The sequence below is a fragment of the Pseudonocardia sp. genome (assembly GCF_050246655.1).
Classification (GTDB): Bacteria; Actinomycetota; Actinomycetes; order Mycobacteriales; family Pseudonocardiaceae; genus Pseudonocardia.
The window spans coordinates 61,986-82,339 of sequence record NZ_JBFWVQ010000016.1; the positions used below are offsets into that span (position 1 = coordinate 61,986).

A 20,354-nucleotide genomic window follows, 5' to 3' on the forward strand; every position below is an offset into this window, starting at 1 on the left:
ACGGTAGGCCGCCGGGGCTTCCGGCGGGTTTCTCCGCCGCTACGGCAGCGGCGGGCACGGCTCCCATTCGGCGGTGAGGTCGAGGGGCTTGCGGATCGAGCGGAACCCCATGGCCGTGGTCTCGGCGCAGAACTCGTCGAGGTCGAGGTCGTACTCGACGTGCAGGACGGGCTTGCCCGCGTCGACGAACGGGCGCAGCGCGGCACACTCCTCGTACTCGACGCAGCTCTCGTTGACCGCGAAGTCGAAGTCCCCGACCAGCTCGTCGACCTGGTCGAGGTCGTTCTTGAGCCCGACGGTGAGGCCGCGCTCGTGGGCGAGGCGGGCGAGCATCCGGTTGAAGGCGAGCTGGTCGGCCGCGGTGAGGGGGAAGCCGGTGTCGTTGATGTAGCCGTCGACGTTGTCGGGCTCGACGCCGTGGAAGCCCTTGTCACGGCACAGGTCGAAGCGGGCGGCGAGGAAGGGTTCGAGGACGTCGAGGCGGCGGATGTCGAGCCAGCGCTCGTCGGGCCAGTCGTCGAGGGGCTCGCCGCGCACGTCGGCGGGCAGGGTGCCGGAGTCGGGCCGGTTCTCCTCGACCGCGCCCGCGTTGACGTAGCAGACGACGGTGCGGCCGGCGGCGCGCAGCTCGTCCACGGTGGCCTGCCGTGTCTCGAACAGGTCGATGTCGTAGATCCCGGCGGGCACGGACGTGTCGACGGTGCCGTCGAGCTGGTACTGCCAGGTAGCGTCCTCGGGCGGCGGCTCACCACCCCCGCCGCCACAGGCGGCGAGCAGCAGCGCCAGGCAGGCGAGCAGGGCGAGGCGGCGGGTCACGCGAACCCGTCCCACGGGTTGGGCAGCCCCCGCGCGGTGACGTAGGCGAGGTCCGCGCCGAGGCTCCGCGCGCGCCGCCATGCCGCGGCCCGCCGGCCGTCCGGGGTGGCGTGCACGAGATGGCAGGTGCGGCCCGGACCCGGCGGGTCGGGCGCCCGGCCGCGGTAGGCCGACCACGGCCCCTCGAAGGTGACGACGACGTCCGCGAGCGCGCGGTATCCGGGGTGCGGCGCGACCCCGGGGTTGAGTACGACCGCCGCGGCGCCGCTTGCCCGCAGCCGCCCGACGACGTCGACGTAGTGGTCCAGCGCGTCCGCGCCGGAGCTGACCTGGTCCAGGAAGACCGCTCCGATCCCGTAGAACCGCTCGTACCGCACCGCCTCGGTGAGGACGTCCGCGGCGGGCCGGGTGCCGTAGGCGGTGTCGACGTATCCCGCGACGATCACCTCCGGGCGGGCACGCAGGGCGGCGCACACCGGACGGTACGCCGGGTCGGCGGCGGTGCCGGCTCCGGAGCACGGGTTGACGACGACGAGCCCGAGCGGGGCGGTGGCGCAGAGCCGGACCCAGTCGGCGGCCTCGCGGGCGGGATGGAAGTAGGCCGGGACGGCCAGGTCGATCACCGTCACCGGTGGTGCACCGGACGTCCGACGCGGCGGTGCACCAGCACGCCGAGGGCCAGCAGCAACGCGGTGCTCACGGCGGCGTGGCAGGCGAGCGGCACCCAGCCCGGCGTCGGTTCGTCCGCGGCGAGCACCAGGAACGCGGCCAGCACGGCCACCCCGGCGGCGAGCGCCGCGACCGCCCGCCCACCCGCGCCGAGAACGGCGAGCACCGTGGCGGAGAAGAGCGCGATGCCGAGCACGACGTAGTCGCCCGCGAGCAGCAGCAGGCGCGGCTCGGTGCCGAAGGAGTGCCCGCCGTGGACGACGGCGAACACCACCGCGGCCGTCATCACGACGAGCGCGGCGCCGAGCACGAGGTGGGCGCCCAGCGTCGCGCGCCGCGCGGCGCGCGCGAACACCGGTGGGGACGATGTCGTGGCGAGGAGGGTCGTGAAGCGGCGGCGCAGCCGCAACGCGAGCGACTCCGCCAGGCCCATCCCCAGCACGAGCGGCAGCGCGACGACCGTCACCGACAGCGGCAGCGGGTCGAAGCCCGGTCGCACGAGCTGGTCCACCGCGGGGAAGACGGCGAGCAACCCGACGAGCAGGCCCGCGACCACCTGGACCCCCACGTACACACGCGCCCGGCGCGCCAGCCGCTGGCGGGGCCTGCCCGCCCCGCGGGTCGCGATCAGCGCGAACACCACCGCCAGCGCGACGGAGGCGGCGGGCCAGCGCAGGTCCGGGGACCGCTCCAGGGCGAGGACGACCCCGGCGACGGCGGGCAGGAGCGCCGCGGCCAGCCACACCTCCCTGCCGCAGACCAGCAGGGTCGCGGCCGCCAGCAGGTAGGCGGTCTGCGCCGTGAGCAGCGCGATCGTCGTCAGATCGACGGCCATCGTCGAGGTGGTGACGAGCGCGAGGTAGACGGTGGGCACCGCCAGCAGCGCGGCGAGCGCGGTGCCGCCGAGCAGCGCTCGGCGCAGGAACCGGCGGGACGCCGCAACGTCCAGGTTCCCCAGGTGCGCCCACGCGACCGCGGTGACCCCGTACGCGCCCGCCCACGCGGCGAGGAGCCCCCCGAGCAGCAGCGTGGACGCGACGGGATCGCCACCGGGCAGGAGCGACAGCGCCACCGCCGCCGGGACGGCGTAGAGCAGGCCGCGCAGGTGGAACGTCCAGTGGTCGCCGGGCAGGCGCAGGCGGCGCGCGGCCGGGGCGGCGACGGGCTCGGCGAGGGGGGCCTGCGGGTCGTGGGACAGCTCGGCGAGGGCGAAGACGTCCGGGACGCCGAAGGCGCCCGCGGCGACCCGGTCCGTCACGCCGGCGGACTCGAGGACCACGGCGAGCTCCAGCGGGTCCGTCGCCGACGCGACGGCGTGGGCGAGGGCGCTCTCGTGGGTGGTCATCGGGCATCCACCGGGGCGTCCACCGGGGCGGGCGCCGGGCGTTGGGCGGTGCTGTCGGAGCGGCGCTGCGGCGGGACCACCGGCTCGGGCAGGCCGCGCGCGGCGTACACCGCGCGCATGTCGGCGAGGAACCGGTCGAGGGTGAAGTGCGCCCGGGCCCGCCGGTGGCCCGCGTCGGCGAGCCGGTGGCGCAGCGCGTCGTCGGTGAGCACGCGCACGCACGCGTCGGCGAGCGCGCGCACGTCGTTCGCGGGGACGACGATCCCGCCCTCGCCGATGGCCTCGGCCATCCCGCCGACGTCGGTGCCGACTGTCGCCCGGCGACAGGAGGCCGCCTCGATGACGGTGAGCGGCAGGCCCTCGGAGCGGCTCGACAGCACCACGGCGTGCCCCAACGCGTACGCCCAGCTCATCCGCCGGGCGGGGCCCTCGAACGTCACGACGTCGCCGAGCCCCAGCGCGCGGACGAGTTCGCGGCAGGAGTCCGCGTAGCCCTCGTTGCCGACGGGGACGCCGCCGAAGAGGCGCAGCATGGCGTCGGGGACCCGCTCGCGGACGAGCGCGAACGCGCGCAGCAGCAGGTGGAGGTCCTTGAGCGGGTCGATCCGGCCCGCGTACACGAGCGTCGGCGTCCGCGGCTCGAAACCGGCGGGCCGCAGCGCGGCCGGGTCGACGCCGTTGTGCACCACCTGGATCCGCGTCGGCGCGGCGCCGCCCCGCAATGCCCAGCGGGCGTTGAACCGGCTCACCGGGAGCACGGCCGCGCAGCCGCGGTAGCCGAGCTCGGTGAGACGGGCGTAGAAGCGGCCGAGGACGGCCCGCTGCACCCGCCCGCAGCCAGACGCGCGCAGGGCGAGCAGGCGTTCGCGCAGGTAGACACCGTGCTCGGAGAGGACGACGGGGGTGTCGTGCTCCCACTTCGCGAGCAGCCCGACGAGCGTCGCCGAGCCGTTGGCGGTGGCATGCACGAGGTCGGAGCGGGGAGCGGGGAACTGCAGGGGCCGCAGGAGGTGCTCGACGAGGTCGGTGACGGCCAGCGCGTCGGCGAGCGTCGGTGAGGCGCGCAGGTCGAGCGTGCGGGAGGTGACATCCACGAGCAGGTCCACGGCCGCCTGGCCGCGCAGCGCCGCGGTGAGGGGGGCGTCGGCGGCGTAGGCGCGCAGCCGGCGCAGCGCGGACTCGACCCACTCCGCGGCGCGGGGACCGCCCCGCAGGGTCGCCTCCAGCAGGTGGGCGTACGCGGCGAGGAACTCGGGATCGGCCCGGTGGGCACGGCGGGCACTGCGGGCACTGCGGTGGGCACGGTGGGCGCGCGGCGGCTCGGCCCACAGTCCGATGCGGTGCACCCGCTCCCGGTTCGGCGGCGGGCCGTAGGAGAGCGGCTCGCGCCCGGAGCCGGAGAGCGCCACGACGTCGAAGGTGACCTCGGGGAGGCCCCGGATCAGCTGGTCGCACCAGTCGCTCACGCCGCCCGGGTGGATCGGGTAGGTGCCCTCGGTGACGAGTGTGACCTTCACGGCCCCACCCCGATCAGCCGCATCCGGCCCTCGACGGGCAGCCAGCCGCTGCGGGTGGTGCCGTAGTCCTCGCCGAGGACCGCCCCGGGGCTGCGGGGAACGGTGAGCGGGACGGAGACGAGCCCGCTGGTCTCGATCGTCACCACCCCGTCCTGGGACCACGCCCGCACCTCGTCGGTCGCCGCCGCCCACGCGGCCGCCCGGCCCAGCTCGTCTGCGGCCTTGGTCATCGTGGGGACCAGCAGCGGGCGGGCGTCGGTGTACACGGTGCGGTAGGTGTCGAGGACCCGCTCCAGCACCGGGTAGAGGGTGCGGTCCTCGGCGAGCTGCGGCTGGTGGACGTAGTGGGGGCGCGGGTCGTTGCCGAGCACGTGGTCGAGCACCTTGGCCGCCTCGACCGGCACGATCCCGTCGTGGAACCCGGCGACGGGATCGGCGGCGTCGACGGGATCGAGACAACTCGAGTCGGCGTCGCACTCCCCGTCACCGCCGACGGCCGCCGAGGTGTGGGTCCAGTTGTACTGGTCGACGGTCTCGGCGTACGTGGCGGTGTTGAAGTCCAGGTCGATGGGGTGGCGCGGCACCGTGCGGGCCGTGCCGAGCGGGCGCTGCGCCGGCTCCACGGACGCGTCCGCGGCGACCACCGCCACCCCGGTCGCGGTGAGGGCGCCCGCGAGCGCCGGGTTGTCCTCGGGCATGAGCGCGTCGCCCCGCAGCCCGCTGTGCTCGCCGGTGACGAGCTCGGTGGCGTCGATCGGAAGGCCGAAGCGGCGCGCGAAGGCGACGTTGCGGTCGATCTCGTCGCGGATCTCCCCACCGGTGACGAAGCGGGTGCCGCCGAGGATCGGCAACTCCGCGCACCGCCACGGCACCACGGACGTGTCGCGCACGCAGCCGAGATAGCGGTGCGACCAGGTGTGGTTGATCCAGCCGAACTCCCCGCGGTGGGCGACGAGGGCCTCGGTCAGCGGGTCGGTGCCGCCCGCCGCCGCGGCGTCCCCGCCCGCCCCGTTGTAGGCCAGGTCCAGGCGGAAGCCGTGGCGGCGCTGCCACTCCACGGCGACGGCGACGTCCTCGGCGGTCATCCGGATCGTCGGGTCCGTCCCCGGCGGGGCGGGGCACTGCGGGCCCACCGCGCACTTCCGCCCGGGCACCCAGCGCGTGTCCGGGAGCAGGACGTCGTCGATGTGCACGGCCAACCAGCTGCGCCGCAGCCCCAGGTGGGTGCCGCGGGTGAGCCACTCGACCAGGCCCGGCCCGAGCGTCGCCAGCTGGATCGAGGTGGCGTCGAAGGAGAAGGTGAGGACGAGCTCCTCCCGGCCGCCGCCGCTGAACACGCCCGCGACCGCCCCGCGTCGGGTGCCGTCCGGCGAGGTCGCGGTGAGCAGCGGGCGGAACGACGGCAGCGGGGTCGCGATCTCCACCCACGTCCCGGGCGAGAACGGGACGTCGCCGCGCATGTCCGCGAACGCATCGGTCCGGGCGAGCTCGGTGAGCGCCGCGGTGCCGCCCGCGTCGAAGGAACCCCACCAGCCCACGGTGTCGGTCGGCTCGACGAGCCCGACGGCCGGCGTGGGATGGACGGTCGCGTCGAGCTGGCGCAGCCGGAACTCGAGCGCGACGGCGTGCAGGGCGTCCAGCTCGGTGCGGTCCAGCCCGGCCGGCGCGGCGTCGGGGAGGACGAACGCCTGGTAGCGGCTGTGCGGCACCGCGTCGTCGACCGTCAGGCTGGCGTGCGTGAGGCGCGGCCGGGCGGGGTCGGTGAGATCGAGGACGTCGTGCGGGACGCCGCTCTCGGCGAGCAGCAGGCGGACCGCCTCCGGCTCGGCCGTCAGGTCGGTGACGACGAGCACGCGCAGCTCGACGATCGCGCCCGCGGCCCACGCGGCGGGCGCGGTGAGCAGGCCGGCGAGCAGGGCCAGGGGTATCGACACGGACAGCGTTGCGCCGCGCAGCAGCAGAGAGGTCCGTCCTCCCGACCGGTCTCGCAGCACCACCCAGAGCCCCCCGTTTCACCCGGGCGGCACGTCTGACCTGCCGGCCCCGCCGGGCGGGGCCGATTCTGATGCAATGATCCTGGCCGTCGCGGGCTCAATATCGAATTCCGGCTGAATGGACGTCATCCACTACGCCGGAAAGCTCTGGCAATTCCGACGAAAGGACGAGGTGGTCGCCGATGTCGGACTGGCGTGGCGTCGATACCGGGTGGGGACGGCGTGCCGTCGACTTCTCCACGTTGAGCGAGCCGGCCAACTGCCGCGAGTACGTCACGCTGCACCAGCACCTGGCCGTCGGCCCCGGCGACCGGCTCCTCGACATCGCCTGCGGGGCGGGGCTCGCGATCGAGCTGGCAGCCCTGCGTGGAGCGGTGTGCGCCGGGATCGACGCGTCGCACCGGCTCGTCGCGGTGGCAAGGGACCGCTCGCCGGACGCGGACGTCCGGGTCGGGGACATGCACGAGCTGCCGTGGCCGGACGGGAGCTTCGACGTCGTGACGAGTTTCCGCGGGATCTGGGGCACCACCCCGAAGGCGATGACCGAGGTGCGGCGGGTGCTGGCACCGGGCGGCCGCGTCGGGCTCACCGTGTGGGGCCACCTCAAGGTCTCCCCCGGGGCGTGGGCACTCGCGCCGTTCCGGCTCGCCGCCGAGGAGAAGGTGTCCAACCAGGCGTCGATGGTGGCGCTGGGCAGGCCAGGCGCGGGCGAGGAGCTGCTGGCGGCGTACGGGTTCGTCGACGTCCGGCGGATCGACGTGCCGTTCGCCTGGGAGTTCCCCGACCCCGAGACCTATGCGCGTGCGATCGCGTCCACGGGCCCGGCGTTCGAGTCGATCCAGAACGTGGGCGAGGCGGAGTTCCTCGCGTCGGCGGCCGAGATGGCGCGGGCGCACCAGCGGGAGGGGCTGCCGTTGCGGGCGGAGATCGCGGTCGTCGGGTATCTGGCCCGCACCCCCGACCCCCGCTCGGTCAACGGTGAGGGGTCTCCACCACCACGTTCGTCGACTTGATCACCGCGACGGCCAGCACGCCGGGCTCCAGGCCCAGGTCGCGCACGGCCTCGGTGCTCATCAGGGACACCACGCGGTGCGGGCCGCACTGCATCTCCACCTGCGCCATCACCCGGTCCGCCTGCACGGCGGTGACCAGCCCGACCATCCGGTTGCGCGCCGATCTCGCCACCCCGGACGGGTCCGGCGCCTCGTTGGCGGTGCGCCGCGCGAACTCGGCGAGCGCGACCCCGTCGATGACCTGGCGGTTCGACGCGTCGCGGCTCACCGGGAGCTTCCCCGTGTCGACCCACCGGCGGACGGTGTCGTCGCTGACCGCGAGCAGGCCCGCGGCCTCGGAGATGCGGAAGTAGGCCACGGCGCGAGCATAGGCCCGGATCCGCGCGCGGACCGTGCCGGTCGTCGGGTCAGATCCCGAAGCGTGCTTCGATGCCGACCGATCCACGGTTCGGTCCTCAGGGCGCGTCGGTGTCCAGGGCCGACGACAGCGCGGTCTCCAGGTGCGCGACGTCCTCCTTCAGGAGCATGAGCGCTGCCCACGGTCCCGGCTCGACCGTCCGGTCCGCCCCGCGCCGCACGCCCGACAGCGCCACCTCGACGAGCACGTCCGCGACCTCGCCGGGATCCGCGTCGACGTCCGCGCGGTACCACCAGGCCACCCAGTTCGCCATGCCGAGCAGCGCGAGGGCGACGGTGCGGGCCGGCAGCGGGCGGAACCGGCCCGCCTCGACGGCCTGCTCGATCATGCGGGTGAGCAGCGCGAGCACGGTGCGGCGAGCCTGCTGGTGCATCGCCGCGATCTCGGCGGGCAGGTCCGGCTCACTGCGGTCCAGCAGCCGGAACCGGGTGGTGTTGCGGGCGTTGTTGACCACGATCCGGCGAAACGCCGCCACCACCCGCTCGTCCTCGGCGAGATCCTCGCGGGCCGACTCCTCCTGGAGGATCTCGACGACGCGCTCCAGCACGTCCTGCACGAGCGCTGCGAGGATCTCCTCCTTGTTGCTGACGTAGTGGTAGAGCGCGGGCCTGCTGATGCCCATCGAGTCCGCGATGTCCTGGAACGAGGTGTTGGCGTAGCCCTGTGCCGCGAACAGCCGCGCCGCGTGCTCGAGCAGCTCGTTCGACACGAGCTTGCGGCGGGCCTGCTGCCGAGCCATCTCCCGCACCCTCCGTTCGCCGGACCGGTCCATCGTGCCCGACGGTCCGGCGGGCGGTGTCGTCGGCGGCGTCAGAGCTCCCGCAGCCACGGGTCGAGCACGGCAGCCGCGGCGTCCCGGGCGCCCCCGGCGACGGGACGTCCGTAGTGGTCGGCGGCGAGCCCTTCCACGCGCACGCCCGAGGTACCGAGCGCACCGACGATGCCGTCGACGTCGCCGGGGAACACGCAGTTGTCCGCGGTGTAGGTGATCACGAGCGTGGGCAGCACCATCTCGGGGCCCGCCTTCGCGATCGTCGCGTGCGACGACAGCGCCGACCAGGTGGACAGCCAGGCGTCCGGCGTGGTGAGCCTGCCGAACCCGACGATGCCGACGTTCGTGATCTCGGGCCGCCCGTACACCGAGCCGTAGCCGCGGTCGGACTTGTCGAGATCCTGGTCCATCGCGCGCAGGTCGGCGTCGGTGCGCCACACCGTGATCAGCCGGGCGGAGCCCGCGCGGCGGCGGTCGGCAGCGGTGCCGCCCGCCTTCACGGCGCGGCGAGCCGCGAGCGCCTCGGCGACGTGGGCCCGGGCCGTCTCGTCGATGCGCGCCACCCGCTGCCGCTGCGCCGCGCGGTAGCGCGCCACGAACGCCGGCGCGTAGGACGAGCTCTCGGGCGCGGGCCGGTAGCCGTTCTCCGGGGCAAAGGGGTCCAGCGCCGGGTCGACGGAGAACGGGTCGTCCTCGTCGGTCACCGACGGGTCGATGCACGCGGCCAGCAGCGCCCCCTGCCCGGGATGCGGGGCGAGGTAGGCCAGCGCGTCCAGCGCCGGGAGGACGGCCCGGTCCAACTGGCTGGGCCGCCCGGCAGGGGTGCGTGCGATGCGCTGCTCCGGTGCCCGCAGCGACTGCTGGACGTAGTAGGTGAGCAGCCCCGCGCCGCCGGAGTTGCCGAGCCCGACGGTGCGGCGAAACCCGATGCCGTGCAGCCACTCCAGGCCCGCGCCGAGGTCGAGCAGCGCCTGCTCGTGCACGAGCCGCAGGTCGTTGCCCGCGTCGCGGGCCTGCTGGACGTAGACGGCGTGCCCGGCCCCGACCAGCGCGGGGATCAGGTAGTGGCGGGAGAAGTCGACCCGCGGGTGCATGAGCACGACGGCGGTCGTGTCCTGGGGCGCCCCGCCCGCCGGGGTGTAGAGCGTGCCCTTGGCCGCGTTCCCGTCGACGGTGACGACCGTCTGCAGGTGCACGCCCGTCCCGGCGGGCAGTTCCGCGGGGTGCCAGTCCACGTTCAGCCCGGGGTTGGCGGCCATCACCGCACCCCCGCCCGGGCGGCGCCGGCGAGCAGGCGGCCCGCACCGGGCAGGTCGGCGGGCAGGTCCAGTGACTCCAACAGCGTGTAGGCGCCCGCGGTGGCCGCGGAGAGGACGGGCAGCTCCAGCTCCTCCTCCGCGGGCTGGATCAGCCCGAGCGAGGGCATCTGCACGCAGCAGGAGAGCACCAGCGCGTCGGTGCCGGAGAGGTCGAGCGAGCGGGCCGCGGCCCGGACCCGGTCGCCGGGGATGCACCCGACCTCCGCGTTGTCGGCGACCTCCAGCGCCCGCCAGCCCGTGACGGTGAAACCCTCCGCCTCGACGTAGGCGACGACCAGCTCCGCCACCGGCCGCAGGTAGGGCATCACGAGCGCGACCCGCGGGGCGTCCAGGCTGCGCAGCGCGTGCACGAGCGCCCCGGCGCTGGTGCTCACGTGCGCGGCGGTGCCCCGGTCCGCGAGCTGGGCGGCGACGGCCTCCTCGACGAGGACGTGCTCGGGGTGGCCCTGGGCCATCAGCGCGACGAGGCACGCGTAGAGCACGGCGTCCACCCCCGCGTCCGCGATCTCGTCGACGCAGCGCTCCCGCTGCGCGTTCATCGCCCGCAGCTCCTCCGGGGAGACCGTGTGCATCCGCATCCGGCTCGCGTGGAAGGAGAACGTGGCGTCGCGGTGGCGGCCCAGCAGCGCCGGCATCTCGGTCTCGACGGTGACGTTCGAGCTGGGCACCACCAGCCCGATCCGGTGATGGCTCACTGGTCCTCCTCCCGGGGCGCGATGCGCAGAGCGTTCTTGTCATGCTGGACGATCCGCGCGTCCTGCAGGCCCGCGATCGCCGAGTACCAGACGGCGTGCCGGCAGCCGGTGGCGCGCCGGTCGATGGTGATCGTGGGGTCGCCCGCGATCCGGAAGTACGGGCCGACCTTGTCGACCAGCAGCAGCGGGTCCTGCTCGGCCACCGCCGCGACGCCGGCGTTCTCCGGGACGTCGAGGATGAAGATCGCGGTCACGGCGCGGTCACCGCCGTCTCCCACGCCGCCGCCCGCTCGACGATCAGCTCGGCCTTGCGGGTGAGCAGCTTCTCCAGGCTCGGCGCGGGTCCGGACGCGACCTCGCACAGCGCGTCCACGGTGAGCGCGGCGTCCAGGTCCTCCTGGGGCGTGACGGGCCGCAGCGCCCGCGTCAGCTCGATCATGTAGCCGTTCGGGTCGTGGGTGTAGATCGACTCGATCGTCTCGTGCATCACCTGCATCTCGCAGGGCCACTCGCTCGCGTCGAGGCGGCGCCGGTACTCCAGCAGGTCCTCCTCGGTGTCGACGTGGATCGCGAGGTGGCGGGAGTTCGCGAAGAACCACGGCGTGTCCTCGGGCAGCCGGGCCCAGGCGTCGCCCGGGGCCGCCGGGTCGCCCACCGGCTCGTGGCCGAAGTAGTAGAAGAACGCGATGCGGTCCCCGCCGCCGATGTCGAAGAAGAAGTGCACGAAGTCGGGGTGCTCCTGCGGACCCCAGCCGGCCGCGCAGATCGAGTGGACGACCGGGAAGCGCAGCACGTCGCGGTAGAAGCGAACGGTCGCGGCGGGGTCGAAGGTCGGGAAGGCGGCGTGGTCGACGCCGCGTGCCCGGTGGTCGTTCGGGGTCATCGCAGGTCTCCTGTGTCGGTGTCGGTGTCGGCGTCGATATCGGCGTCGGTGCCGGTGACGCACACGAGGTCGGTGCGTCCGGAGGCGAGGCCGGAGGCGAGGTCGTCGAGGCTGGTGGCCAGGCCGTCGACGACGACGAGGGCGCCGGTCTCGGCGCGCAGCCGCTCCCCCACGTCGAGCCGGGTGAGAACGCTGCCCCGGTCGTCCGCGCCGCCGAGCCGGAAGCCCGGACAGCCGTGCAGGGTGAGCTCGTGCAGGCGCTTGACCAACGCGTCGCCCGCCTCGCCCCAGGGATCGGTGAGGTCGACCTCGACGCGGGCGAGCCCGGCCGGGAGCTGGTCGGCGGTGGTGAGCAGCCGGGTGCCCCACCGGCGCCCGCCGTGCTCCAGCGGCCGGGAGAGCACCCAGTCCGCCACCCCGTCGAGGGGAACCTCCGCGGCGTCGACCCCGGCGTAGTGGCCCAGCCCGCGGCGCACGACGTCGGGGTTGGTGCCCGCGAACCGCGGGAGCGAGACGTTTCCGGTGCGGGTCATGTAGGCGACCATCAGCTGGTCGACGGGCAGGTGCGTGCGGCGCGGGAAGGAGTCCCACCACAGCCTGCTGCGGCGGGCGAGCTCCTGCAGCCGCGCCACCTGCGGGCGGCGCTCCCGCTCGTAGGCCGCGAAGGCCGTGTCGAGATCGGGCGCGGCGAGGACGGCGTCGTGCAGCGCGATCGCGTCCTCCATCGCGAGTTTCGTGCCGGAGCCGACGGAGTAGTGGGCGGTGTGCGCCGCGTCGCCGAGCAGCACGGCGTTCCCGCGGGTCCAGCGGTCGCAGTGCACGGTGCGGAACCGCAGCCAGCGGGTGCGGTTGCCGATGAGGCGCCGCCCGCCGAGGTGATCGGCGAACGCCTCGGCGAGGTAGTCCAGCGAGGTGGTGTCGGAGGCGTCCCATGCCGTCGCCTCGGTGGTGGCGTCGAAGCCCGCCGCCCGCCAGGTGGCCTCGTCGGTCTCGACGAGGAAGGTGCTGCGGTCCGGCGAGTAGGGGTAGGCGTGGGTGACGAACGTGCCGTGCGCCGTCGTCACCGGCGCGAAGATCGCCGTGTCGAGCGCGACGTCGGTGCCCGCCCACAGGTAGAGCCCGCCCGCGACCTCGACGTGCGCGCCGAAGTCCGCCGCGTGCTCCGTGCGGGTCTGGCTGCTCACGCCGTCGGCGACGATCACGAGGTCCGCGTCGAGGTCCGCGAGTGCCGTCCGCGTGCCGTAGCGGATCTCGACGCCGGCGTCGGCGGCGTGGCGGGCCAGGATCTCCAGCAGCGCGGCGCGCCCGATGCCGATGAGGGCGCCGTTGTGCACCCGCGACTGCGCGCCGCCCACGACCATCCGCGCGTCGTGCCCGCGGCCCGCCGCGAGCATGTCGGCCAGGGTCGCGGGGTCGGCGGCCTCCAGGTTGCGCTGCGTGCGCGACGCGACCGCCACGCCGAAGCCGAACGTCGCCTCGGGCGTGCTCTGCTCGTGGACGGTGACGGTGGCCTGCGGAAAGGACCGCTTGAACAGCCGCGCGGCGTAGAGCCCGCCCGGACCCCCGCCCAGTACGGCGACGCTGTCGATCCTCATGACGCCTCCTCGATCTTGCGGGCGATGTCGGCGCGGAGGTCCTTCTTCGAGACCTTGCCGACGTTGGTCAGCGGGAACGCTTCGACGACCTCAAGGCGCTCCGGGAGCTTGAACCGCGCGAGCCCCTGCTCCAGCAGGAACGCGGTGATCTCGGGCAGCGTCGGTGTGCCGTCCGCCTCGGCGTCGACGGTCACGTAGGCGCAGATCCGCTCGCCCAGCACGGGGTCGGGCATCCCGACGAGCGCCGCCGCGAGCACCGCGGGGTGGCGCACGAGCAGCTCCTCGACCTCCTCGGCGTGGATCTTCTCCGCGCCCCGGTTGATGACGTCCTTGATGCGCCCGTCGATGGCGTAGTAGTCGACGCCGTCCACCACGTGGCGGGTGACGAGATCGCCGGTGCGGTAGAAGCCGTCGGCGGTGAACGCCGTCGCGTTGTGGGCGGCCGCCCGGTGGTAGCCGGGGATCGTGTACGGCCCGCGGCAGGCGAGCTCGCCGATCTGGCCGTCGGGCACCTCGTCCTCGCCGCCGATCTCCAGTACGCGCACCTCGTCCGCGGGCGAGATCGGCGTGCCGACCGTGCCGCGGCGCACCCACAGCGGGGCGTCCGGCGGGGTGTAGAGGAACATCCCCTCGGCCATCCCGAACATCTGCAGCGCCGCGATGCCGAGCTCGGCCTCCAGGCGTTCCAGCAGCTCCTCCGACGGGCGCTGGCCGCCGATCACGAAGCGGGTGAGGCTCGTCAGGTCCGTCGAGCGCGCGGCGGGGTGCTCCAGCAGCCGGATCGCCACGGCGGGGGGCACCACCGGCATCGCCGTCACGCGTTCGCGGGCGATCAGCTCCAGCACCTCGCCGGGATCGGCGCTCGTGGGCAGGACGAACGTGGCACCCGTCAGGTGCGCCGGCTGCAGGGCCGCGACGACGCCGGCGTTGTGCATGATCGGCAGCGGGTGCAGGACGACGCTCGACTCGTCGAGCCGCAGGGCCTGCGCCCACACCCGGGCGTTGTAGGCGTACTCGGGGTGGCGGCGCGGGGCCACCTTCGGCAGGCCCGTGGTGCCGCCGGAGAGCTGGAAGGCGACGACGCCGTCGGGGTCGATCTCCGGGGCGGGCACCGTCGCGCCGGTCGCGGCGAGCCCTTCAAGGGTGAGGGCGCCGTCCCCACGGGCGACGATCAGGGTGTCCAGGCCCGGCACGGTGGCGGCGAGGCGCTGCGCGCTCGCGACGAGGTCGCGGCTGCGGAAGTCGGCCTGCACCAGGTGCGCGCGAGCTCCGGTATGGGCGGCGAGCTGCCCGATCTCACGCTCGCCGTGCTGGGGCAACGTGCAGACCGGGACGATGCCCGCCTTGACCGCGCCGTAGTAGGCGACGACGGTCTCGGCGACGTTGCCCGACTGGAACATCATCCGGTCCCCGGGCCGCAGCGGGGTCGCTGCGAGCAGGCCGGCGGCGACGGCGTCGGTGCGCTCGTCCAGCTCGCGGTAGGTCCAGCGGACCTCGGGCGTCACCAGGGCGAGCCGCTCCGACCGGTGGGCGGCGGCCCGGCGCAGGGCCTCGCCGAGCGGCTCGCGGCGCCAGAGGCCGTCGCGGAGGTAGCGCTGCGCCAGCGCGGGCGCGAACGTCGGCGCGGTCGCGGTGTCGGTGGTCATGACGGATCTCCTGCCGGTCAGGCGTGTGCGGGGGTGCCGGCGGACGCGGCGGCGGTGGTCGCGGCGGTCGCGGCGGGTCGTGGGACGAGGGCACAGGCGAACGCGCCGACGACGGCGACGGCCGCGAACACCCCGACGTTGCCGCCGAGCCCGACACCTGCGGACATCAGCACCCCACCCAGCACCGGCCCGGTGACGGCACCGAGGCGCCCGATCCCGCTGCTCAGCCCGAGCGCGGTGCCCCGGATCGCCACCGGGTAGTGGGCGGCGACGTAGCCGTAGATCACGATCTGGTTGCCCGTGGTGGCGGCGCCCGCGACGAAGACGAGCAGGAAGAGCACGGCGGACGGCAGCGGCAAGGCCAGCAGCCCGAGCGAGGCGACCGCCAGGGCGAACAGGCCGGTCGCGATCCACCGGCTGCCGAAACGGTCCGCGAGCGCCGAGCCGGACAGGCCGCCGACGACCGCGCCGAGGTTGAGCACGAGCAGGAAGGCGAGGGCCGAGCCGAGCTCGTAGCCCGCGCCGCGCATGAGCTGGGGCAGCCAGGTGTTGAGGCCGAAGACGAGCAGGAAGCCGCAGAAGTTGGCCACGACGAACAGCGCCGTCGCGATCGCGGCGCGCCCGGTGAGCAGCCTGCGGATCTGGCCGGGATTGCGGTCGGCCCGGACGAAGCTCGGCGACTCGGGCAGGTACAGCAGGGCGAGCGGCACCAGGGTCACGAGCGGCAGCGCGCCGATCGCGAACAGGACGCGGAACCCGGCCGGTTCGAGCAGGACGAGGGCGAGCAGCGCGGCGAGGACGCCGCCGATCGGGAAACCGCAGAGCATGAGGCCGTTGACGATGTGCCGGCGCGCGGCCGGGGCGACCTCCATGACCAGCGCGATCGCCGTCGGCGGGATGCCGCCGAAGCCGAGGCCGCCGAGGAAGCGGAAGAGCCCGAGCAGCGCGGGACTCGGCGCGAGGGCCGCCGCCAGCATCATCACCGAGAACCACACGAGCGACGCGATGAACAGCGTGCGGCGGCCGAAGCGGTCGGTGAGCGTGCCGGACGCGATCGCGCCGACGAACATGCCGAGCAGCGCGTAGCCACCGATCGCGCCGGCCTCGGCCGGGGTCAGCCCCCACGCCTCGTGCGCGAGCAGGGCCGGCACGACGGATCCGTAGACGATCAGGTCGTAGCCGTCGAACACGATCGCCCCGAAGCAGATCGCGACCGCGACGGCCGCGCTGCGGGGGCTTACCGGGCGGGTGTGGGCATGCGTCATCCGAGCCTCCTTGCTGGGTCCGACGTCCCCGAGACGGGTGGGGCGTGGGAATGAGGCTAAGCGCGCTCGGACATTACTGTCAATAGTTCGACATCACTGTTAGCCCCCGTCACAGAGGGGCTCCTGCAGCATCGGAGCAGTGGCCGACCGGGTGCGCTGAGGGTCACGCGAGCGGCATGGCCTGTGACGCGTCCTCGTCGGTGACCCGGGTGCGCGGCAGCAGCCGGACACCCACGACCAGCGCGACGGCGAAGACCACCGCGCCCAGCACGAACCCGACGGTGATCGCGTTCGCGGCCTCCTGGGACGCAGCACCGGTGCCCTCGTGCGCGAGGCCGAGCACCACCGCGCCGATCACGGCCACGCCGAGCGTGCCGCCGACCTGCCGGACGGTCTGCACCAGCCCGGACGCCTGGCTGCGCTCGCGCCGCGAGACCCGGCCCAGCGCGTCCGTGTTCGCCGGGGACATCACGAGCCCGATGCCGAACCCGGTGAGCAGCATTCCCGGCACCTGAAGCGCGTAGCCGAGGAACGGCAGCGCGGCGGCCCATGCGGCGACCCCGACGGTCGCGAACCCGAGGCCGGTGAGCACCGGCGCGCGTACACCCGCCCGGTCGTACCAGCGGCCGCCGAGCTGGGCGGCCACCGTGACCGGCAGGATCAGCGGCAACACCCCCAGGCCCGCGGCCATCGGGGAGAGACCGAGGACGTCCTGCAGGTAGAGCGATCCGTAGAGCACCACGGCCAGCAGCCCGAACTGCACGAGGCCCAGGACGACGGCGTTGCCGGAGAACGCCGGACGCGCGAAGAGCCGCACGTCGACGAGCGGGCGCTGCGCCCGCAGCTGGATCAGCACGAAGACCGCCGTCAGCGCGATGCCACCGCCGAGGCAGAGCAGCGTCGCGGGCGACGCCCATCCCCAGCGGGACGCCTGCTGCACGCCGAGCACCGTGGCGGCCATGCCGGTGACCAGCATCAGGACCGATCTCATGTCGATCCCGGCGTCCCGGGAACGGGTGTTGTCCGGCTTGGCCACGTGGACGAGCACGAGCGCGGCGATGCCGACGGGCACGTTGAGGTAGAACACCGCACGCCACGACACCGTCTCGGTGAGCACCCCGCCGACCAGTGGCCCCACGGCGAGGAACACCTGGCTGATCCCGGCGTAGACGGCCATCGCGCGACCGCGGGACGACACCGGGAAGGTGTTGGTGACGATCGCCGCGGACGCGGGCATCATCAGTGCCCCACCCGCTCCCTGCAGCACGCGCGCTGCGATGATCCACGTCTCGCCCCACGGCCCGTTCGGCGCCATCCCGCACCCGAGTGAGGCCAGGAAGAAGACGGTGACGCCGATCCGGAACGTCGTGACCCCGCCGAACCGGTCCCCGAGCTTGCCGCCGAGCGCGACGAGGGCGGCCGTCGCGAGGACGTAGGCGTTGATCACCCACTGCTGGCCGGTCGGCGAGAGCGGCAGCTCGTCGCTCATCGCGGGAAGGGCGACGCTCACCACCGTCTGATCGAGCATGATCATCGACAGCGAGCCGGTCATGGCGACCAGCACCAGCCAGCTGCCCCGGGTCTCCTGCACGGCGACCCCTCCTCCCTGCTACGTCGGGACGACGGTGCCGCGGGGCGCTCTCACGCCGCTCCCACGCGCGGGATACCGGTCCATGACGTCGTCCAGGCGGAGCCTGGCACCCTCCGCCCAGGCCCGCGCGTGCTCGTCCGCGGTGAGCCCGGCCGCGGCGGCGTCGAGGAACTCCTGGGTGGTGGGCCGCGGCGGCCACGGCATGCCGGTCCGCCGGGCACGGGTGTGCGCCCAGGAGAAGAGGCGCACGGCCTCCACCAGGTCGCCGCGCATGACGAGGTAGTCCCCAAGGCTCGCGACGTAGACGGCCGCGCCGCCGGTGCCGGACGGGAAGCTCGCCTCCATCAGCCTGGGGCACCACAGCAGGCCCGCGTCCGCGTCGCGTGTGAAGAGGGCGAGGATGTTGAGCACGCCGCAGGTCATCCAGCGGGCGCAGCTGTTGTCGCAGGCCACCGCCCGGTCGTGGACGAGCACGGTGCGGGCGGCGAGCTCGTCGAGGGCGGCGGTGTCCGCGAGCGCGGGGACACACCGGATCGCCGCGGTGACCACCTCGAGATCGGGGTCGTCCGTCTCCGGCAGCCGGTCGCACACGGTGCCGACCAGGTCGAACGCCCGCTGGGTCCAGGCCCCGCCCGCCGCGCCGACCATCGCCTCGACGAGCTGGGCGCGGTGCTCGCCGGGCACGGCGTCCACGTCGGCGAGAGCCCCGGCGAGGACGGCCCGGCCGTCGTCGAGGCGGCCCTCGATCATCCGCAGGGTGGCGAGCGCGAGACGGGCGATCGCGGTGGCCGGCCCGTCCCCGACCTGGTCGACGGCCCGGGCCAGCCAGCGCTCACCCTCGTGGACGCGGCTGCGGTAGTACCAGAACCAGGCGAGCGTGGCGCCCTGCCGGACCCGCTCCGGGTCCGGCGGCCCGGCGAGCACCTGCTCCAGCGCCGCGCGAACGGTCGGGTAGGCCTGCTCGACGGTGTCGAACCAGGCCGCTTCCTCGGGGCGGCCCAGCCGCGGGCGGCGCGCGAGCAGCCCGCTCACCCAGCGGTCGCGCCGGGCGACCGTCGCCTCCCGCTCCCCCGTCGCGTCCAGGTGGTGGCGGGCGTGCGCGCGCACCGTCGCGAGCTGGCGGAACTGGGTGGGCTGCCCGGCACGCCTGGTCGCCACCAGCAGGGATCGGTGGACGAGCCGGGCGAGCACGGTCGGCACCTCGGCCACGTCGACGTCCGGACCGACCACCGCACTCGCCTCGGGCAGCCGGAACGGCCCCGGCAGCACCGCGAGGCGGCGGTGGACCAGCCGCTCGTCGGGCTCGAGGAGGCGGTGGCTCCACTCGACGGCCGACCGCACCGTCCGCCGGTGGTCCGACGGCCCGCGGCCCACCCGCCCGAGCCCACCCGGGTCCCGCTCGACCTGCTCGACGATCTCGCCGAGACTGAACGAGCGGGCCCGCGCCGCCGCCAGCTCGACGGCCAGCGGCAGGCCGTCCACCCCGGTGCAGATGCGCTCGACCAGCGGCAGGTCGCCGCCACCCGCCCTGGCGTGGAACAGCTCAGCGGCGGGCGAGCGGCCGTCCGGGCCGGGCCGCAGCGACAGCGGGGCGAGTGGCCACACCGTCTCGCCGTCGACGTCGAGCGGTTCGCGGCTCGTCGCGAGCACGGTGGCGCGGGCACCGTCGACCAGCACGTCCTCGGCGAGTGCCGCAGCACCGTCGAGGACGTGTTCGCAGTTGTCCAGCACCAGCAGGAGCCGTTGCCCGCGCAGGGACGAGCGGAGCGCGGTCCGGGTACCCGAGCGGTCCGCGCGCAGCCCGAGCCGGGAGACGGCGAGATCGGCGACCTGTTCCGGCGCGCCCGCCTCGGTGAGGTCGACGAACCACACGCCGTCCGGGAAGCCGTCCGCCCGCTCCCGCGCCACCTCGACGGCCAGGCGGGTCTTGCCGCAGCCGCCCGCGCCGGTGACGGTCGTGAGCCGCCGGGTGCCGACCAGGGTCCCCAGCTCGTGCCGCTCGCGGTCGCGCCCGATCAGCCGCCCGCCCCGTCCGGGAAGGTGCACCTCGCCGCGCGCGAGGGCGGGCGTGTCCTGCGCGATCACGGTCCGGTGGAGCTCCTGCAGCTCGGCGCCCGGTTCGAGGCCGAGCTCGTCGCGCAGCAGGGCCCGCACCCGCCGGAACGTCGCGAGCGCCTCCTCGGTACGGCCGGCGCGGGCCAGCGCCGACATCCGCGCCGCCCACAGCCGCTCGCGGAACGGGAACGCCGCGAGCAGCGGCTCCACGTCGACGAGCACCCGCGCAACGTCCCCGACCTGCAGCAACGCCTCCAGCCGCCGCTCCACCAGCTGGCCACGCAGCTCACCGAGGCGGGCCGTGGCGGCCTCCGTCGCCGTGACGTGGGCGATCGCCTCGTAGGGCGGGCCGCGCCACAGGGCGAGCGCCTCGTCGGCGAGCCGCACCGCCGCGGTGGGGTCGCCCACCTCGCCGGCCTCGGCGGCGATGCGCTCGAACCGGCGCGAGTCCACCGCGTCGCGCGGCACCATGAGCCGGTAGCCGCCCTGGTCGTTCACCAGACACGAGCCGCCGGCGCGACGTCCGGGTTCGAGCAGCCGTCGCAGCCGCCACATGTGGTTCTCCACGCTGGACGACGTCGCCGTGGCGTCGTAGCCCCATGCGGCGACGACGATCTCGTCCAGCGGCACGCGTTCCCCGGCCCGCATCGCGAGCAGCGCGAGGATCGACGTCTGCTTCGCCCCCGCGCAGGCGCGCTCGACACCGTCCACCACGACGCGCGGCGGCCCCAGGTCGAGCACGCGCATGCCTCGACCCTAGA

General features: G+C 74.6%; 17 protein-coding genes. 1 reads left to right on the forward strand and 16 read right to left on the reverse strand.

Annotated elements, in window-relative coordinates; genetic code table 11:
- Nucleotides 1-39: 39 nt before the first annotated feature.
- From AB7J25_RS08515 to AB7J25_RS08535, 5 genes are read right to left on the reverse strand one after another with little or no spacing between them, the layout of a single operon-like run.
- Nucleotides 40-816 carry an endo alpha-1,4 polygalactosaminidase gene (locus tag AB7J25_RS08515; protein ID WP_428506852.1) on the reverse strand — a complete coding sequence of 259 codons (777 nt, stop codon included), beginning with the start codon at nt 814-816 and terminating at the stop codon, nt 40-42.
- A complete protein-coding gene (locus AB7J25_RS08520) occupies nt 813-1,445 on the reverse strand; it encodes a spherulation-specific family 4 protein (RefSeq protein ID WP_428506854.1) in 633 nt (210 codons plus the stop codon). Before AB7J25_RS08520 ends, AB7J25_RS08515 begins: the two co-directional genes overlap by 4 nt.
- Nucleotides 1,442-2,830: a hypothetical protein gene (locus AB7J25_RS08525; protein ID WP_428506856.1), complete on the reverse strand. Its 1,389-nt coding sequence runs from the start codon at nt 2,828-2,830 to the stop codon at nt 1,442-1,444. The genes AB7J25_RS08520 and AB7J25_RS08525 overlap by 4 nt, the downstream gene beginning before the upstream one ends.
- The gene (gene pelF, locus AB7J25_RS08530; protein WP_428506858.1) at nt 2,827-4,347 is read right to left on the reverse strand and encodes a GT4 family glycosyltransferase PelF; all 1,521 of its coding nucleotides are present in this window, start codon (nt 4,345-4,347) and stop codon (nt 2,827-2,829) included. Before pelF ends, AB7J25_RS08525 begins: the two co-directional genes overlap by 4 nt.
- Nucleotides 4,344-6,281, reverse strand: coding sequence for a hypothetical protein (locus AB7J25_RS08535; protein WP_428506860.1), 1,938 nt, complete (start codon nt 6,279-6,281; stop codon nt 4,344-4,346). Before AB7J25_RS08535 ends, pelF begins: the two co-directional genes overlap by 4 nt.
- 242 nt (nt 6,282-6,523) lie before the next feature.
- Here AB7J25_RS08535 and AB7J25_RS08540 point away from each other — a divergent pair, with 242 nt between their 5' ends.
- Nucleotides 6,524-7,354: a class I SAM-dependent methyltransferase gene (locus AB7J25_RS08540; protein WP_428506862.1), complete on the forward strand. Its 831-nt coding sequence runs from the start codon at nt 6,524-6,526 to the stop codon at nt 7,352-7,354.
- Here AB7J25_RS08540 and AB7J25_RS08545 read toward each other — a convergent pair.
- The 11 genes from AB7J25_RS08545 to AB7J25_RS08595 form a co-directional block, all read right to left on the reverse strand.
- On the reverse strand, nt 7,314-7,712 hold the full coding sequence (locus AB7J25_RS08545; RefSeq protein WP_428506864.1) for a TOBE domain-containing protein: 399 nt from the start codon (nt 7,710-7,712) through the stop codon (nt 7,314-7,316). The genes AB7J25_RS08540 and AB7J25_RS08545 overlap by 41 nt on opposite strands.
- Nucleotides 7,713-7,809: 97 nt before the next feature.
- Nucleotides 7,810-8,511, reverse strand: a complete 702-nt coding sequence (locus tag AB7J25_RS08550) for a TetR/AcrR family transcriptional regulator (protein WP_428506866.1) — start codon at nt 8,509-8,511, stop codon at nt 7,810-7,812.
- A gap of 71 nt (nt 8,512-8,582) precedes the next feature.
- Nucleotides 8,583-9,803: an alpha/beta hydrolase gene (locus AB7J25_RS08555; RefSeq protein WP_428506868.1), complete on the reverse strand. Its 1,221-nt coding sequence runs from the start codon at nt 9,801-9,803 to the stop codon at nt 8,583-8,585.
- Complete coding sequence (locus AB7J25_RS08560) at nt 9,803-10,558, reverse strand: maleate cis-trans isomerase family protein (protein WP_428506870.1); 756 nt, start codon at nt 10,556-10,558, stop codon at nt 9,803-9,805. Before AB7J25_RS08560 ends, AB7J25_RS08555 begins: the two co-directional genes overlap by 1 nt.
- Entirely contained in the window at nt 10,555-10,812 is a 258-nt protein-coding gene (locus AB7J25_RS08565; RefSeq protein ID WP_428506872.1) for a hypothetical protein, read from the reverse strand. Before AB7J25_RS08565 ends, AB7J25_RS08560 begins: the two co-directional genes overlap by 4 nt.
- Nucleotides 10,809-11,441, reverse strand: a complete 633-nt coding sequence (locus AB7J25_RS08570; protein ID WP_428506874.1) for a VOC family protein — start codon at nt 11,439-11,441, stop codon at nt 10,809-10,811. The genes AB7J25_RS08565 and AB7J25_RS08570 overlap by 4 nt, the downstream gene beginning before the upstream one ends.
- Nucleotides 11,438-13,036 carry an FAD-dependent monooxygenase gene (locus AB7J25_RS08575; protein WP_428506876.1) on the reverse strand — a complete coding sequence of 533 codons (1,599 nt, stop codon included), beginning with the start codon at nt 13,034-13,036 and terminating at the stop codon, nt 11,438-11,440. The genes AB7J25_RS08570 and AB7J25_RS08575 overlap by 4 nt, the downstream gene beginning before the upstream one ends.
- Nucleotides 13,033-14,682 carry a (2,3-dihydroxybenzoyl)adenylate synthase gene (locus AB7J25_RS08580; protein WP_428506878.1) on the reverse strand — a complete coding sequence of 550 codons (1,650 nt, stop codon included), beginning with the start codon at nt 14,680-14,682 and terminating at the stop codon, nt 13,033-13,035. Before AB7J25_RS08580 ends, AB7J25_RS08575 begins: the two co-directional genes overlap by 4 nt.
- 17 nt (nt 14,683-14,699) lie before the next feature.
- Nucleotides 14,700-15,947, reverse strand: coding sequence for an MFS transporter (locus tag AB7J25_RS08585; protein ID WP_428506880.1), 1,248 nt, complete (start codon nt 15,945-15,947; stop codon nt 14,700-14,702).
- Nucleotides 15,948-16,110: 163 nt separating this feature from the next.
- A complete protein-coding gene (locus AB7J25_RS08590) occupies nt 16,111-17,538 on the reverse strand; it encodes an MFS transporter (RefSeq protein WP_428506882.1) in 1,428 nt (475 codons plus the stop codon).
- An 18-nt stretch (nt 17,539-17,556) separates the two neighbouring features.
- Nucleotides 17,557-20,340: a BTAD domain-containing putative transcriptional regulator gene (locus tag AB7J25_RS08595; protein WP_428506884.1), complete on the reverse strand. Its 2,784-nt coding sequence runs from the start codon at nt 20,338-20,340 to the stop codon at nt 17,557-17,559.
- Nucleotides 20,341-20,354 lie beyond the last annotated feature (14 nt).

Coding starts and splice junctions, on each gene's coding strand:
- AB7J25_RS08550 (WP_428506866.1), bottom strand. CDS start 8,511: ATGGCTCGGCAGCAGGCCCGCCGCAAGCTCGTGTCGAACGAGCTGCTC.
- AB7J25_RS08575 (WP_428506876.1), bottom strand. CDS start 13,036: ATGAGGATCGACAGCGTCGCCGTACTGGGCGGGGGTCCGGGCGGGCTC.
- AB7J25_RS08525 (WP_428506856.1), bottom strand. CDS start 2,830: ATGACCACCCACGAGAGCGCCCTCGCCCACGCCGTCGCGTCGGCGACG.
- AB7J25_RS08595 (WP_428506884.1), bottom strand. CDS start 20,340: ATGCGCGTGCTCGACCTGGGGCCGCCGCGCGTCGTGGTGGACGGTGTC.
- AB7J25_RS08585 (WP_428506880.1), bottom strand. CDS start 15,947: ATGACGCATGCCCACACCCGCCCGGTAAGCCCCCGCAGCGCGGCCGTC.
- AB7J25_RS08570 (WP_428506874.1), bottom strand. CDS start 11,441: ATGACCCCGAACGACCACCGGGCACGCGGCGTCGACCACGCCGCCTTC.
- AB7J25_RS08555 (WP_428506868.1), bottom strand. CDS start 9,803: ATGGCCGCCAACCCCGGGCTGAACGTGGACTGGCACCCCGCGGAACTG.
- AB7J25_RS08540 (WP_428506862.1), top strand. CDS start 6,524: ATGTCGGACTGGCGTGGCGTCGATACCGGGTGGGGACGGCGTGCCGTC.
- AB7J25_RS08580 (WP_428506878.1), bottom strand. CDS start 14,682: ATGACCACCGACACCGCGACCGCGCCGACGTTCGCGCCCGCGCTGGCG.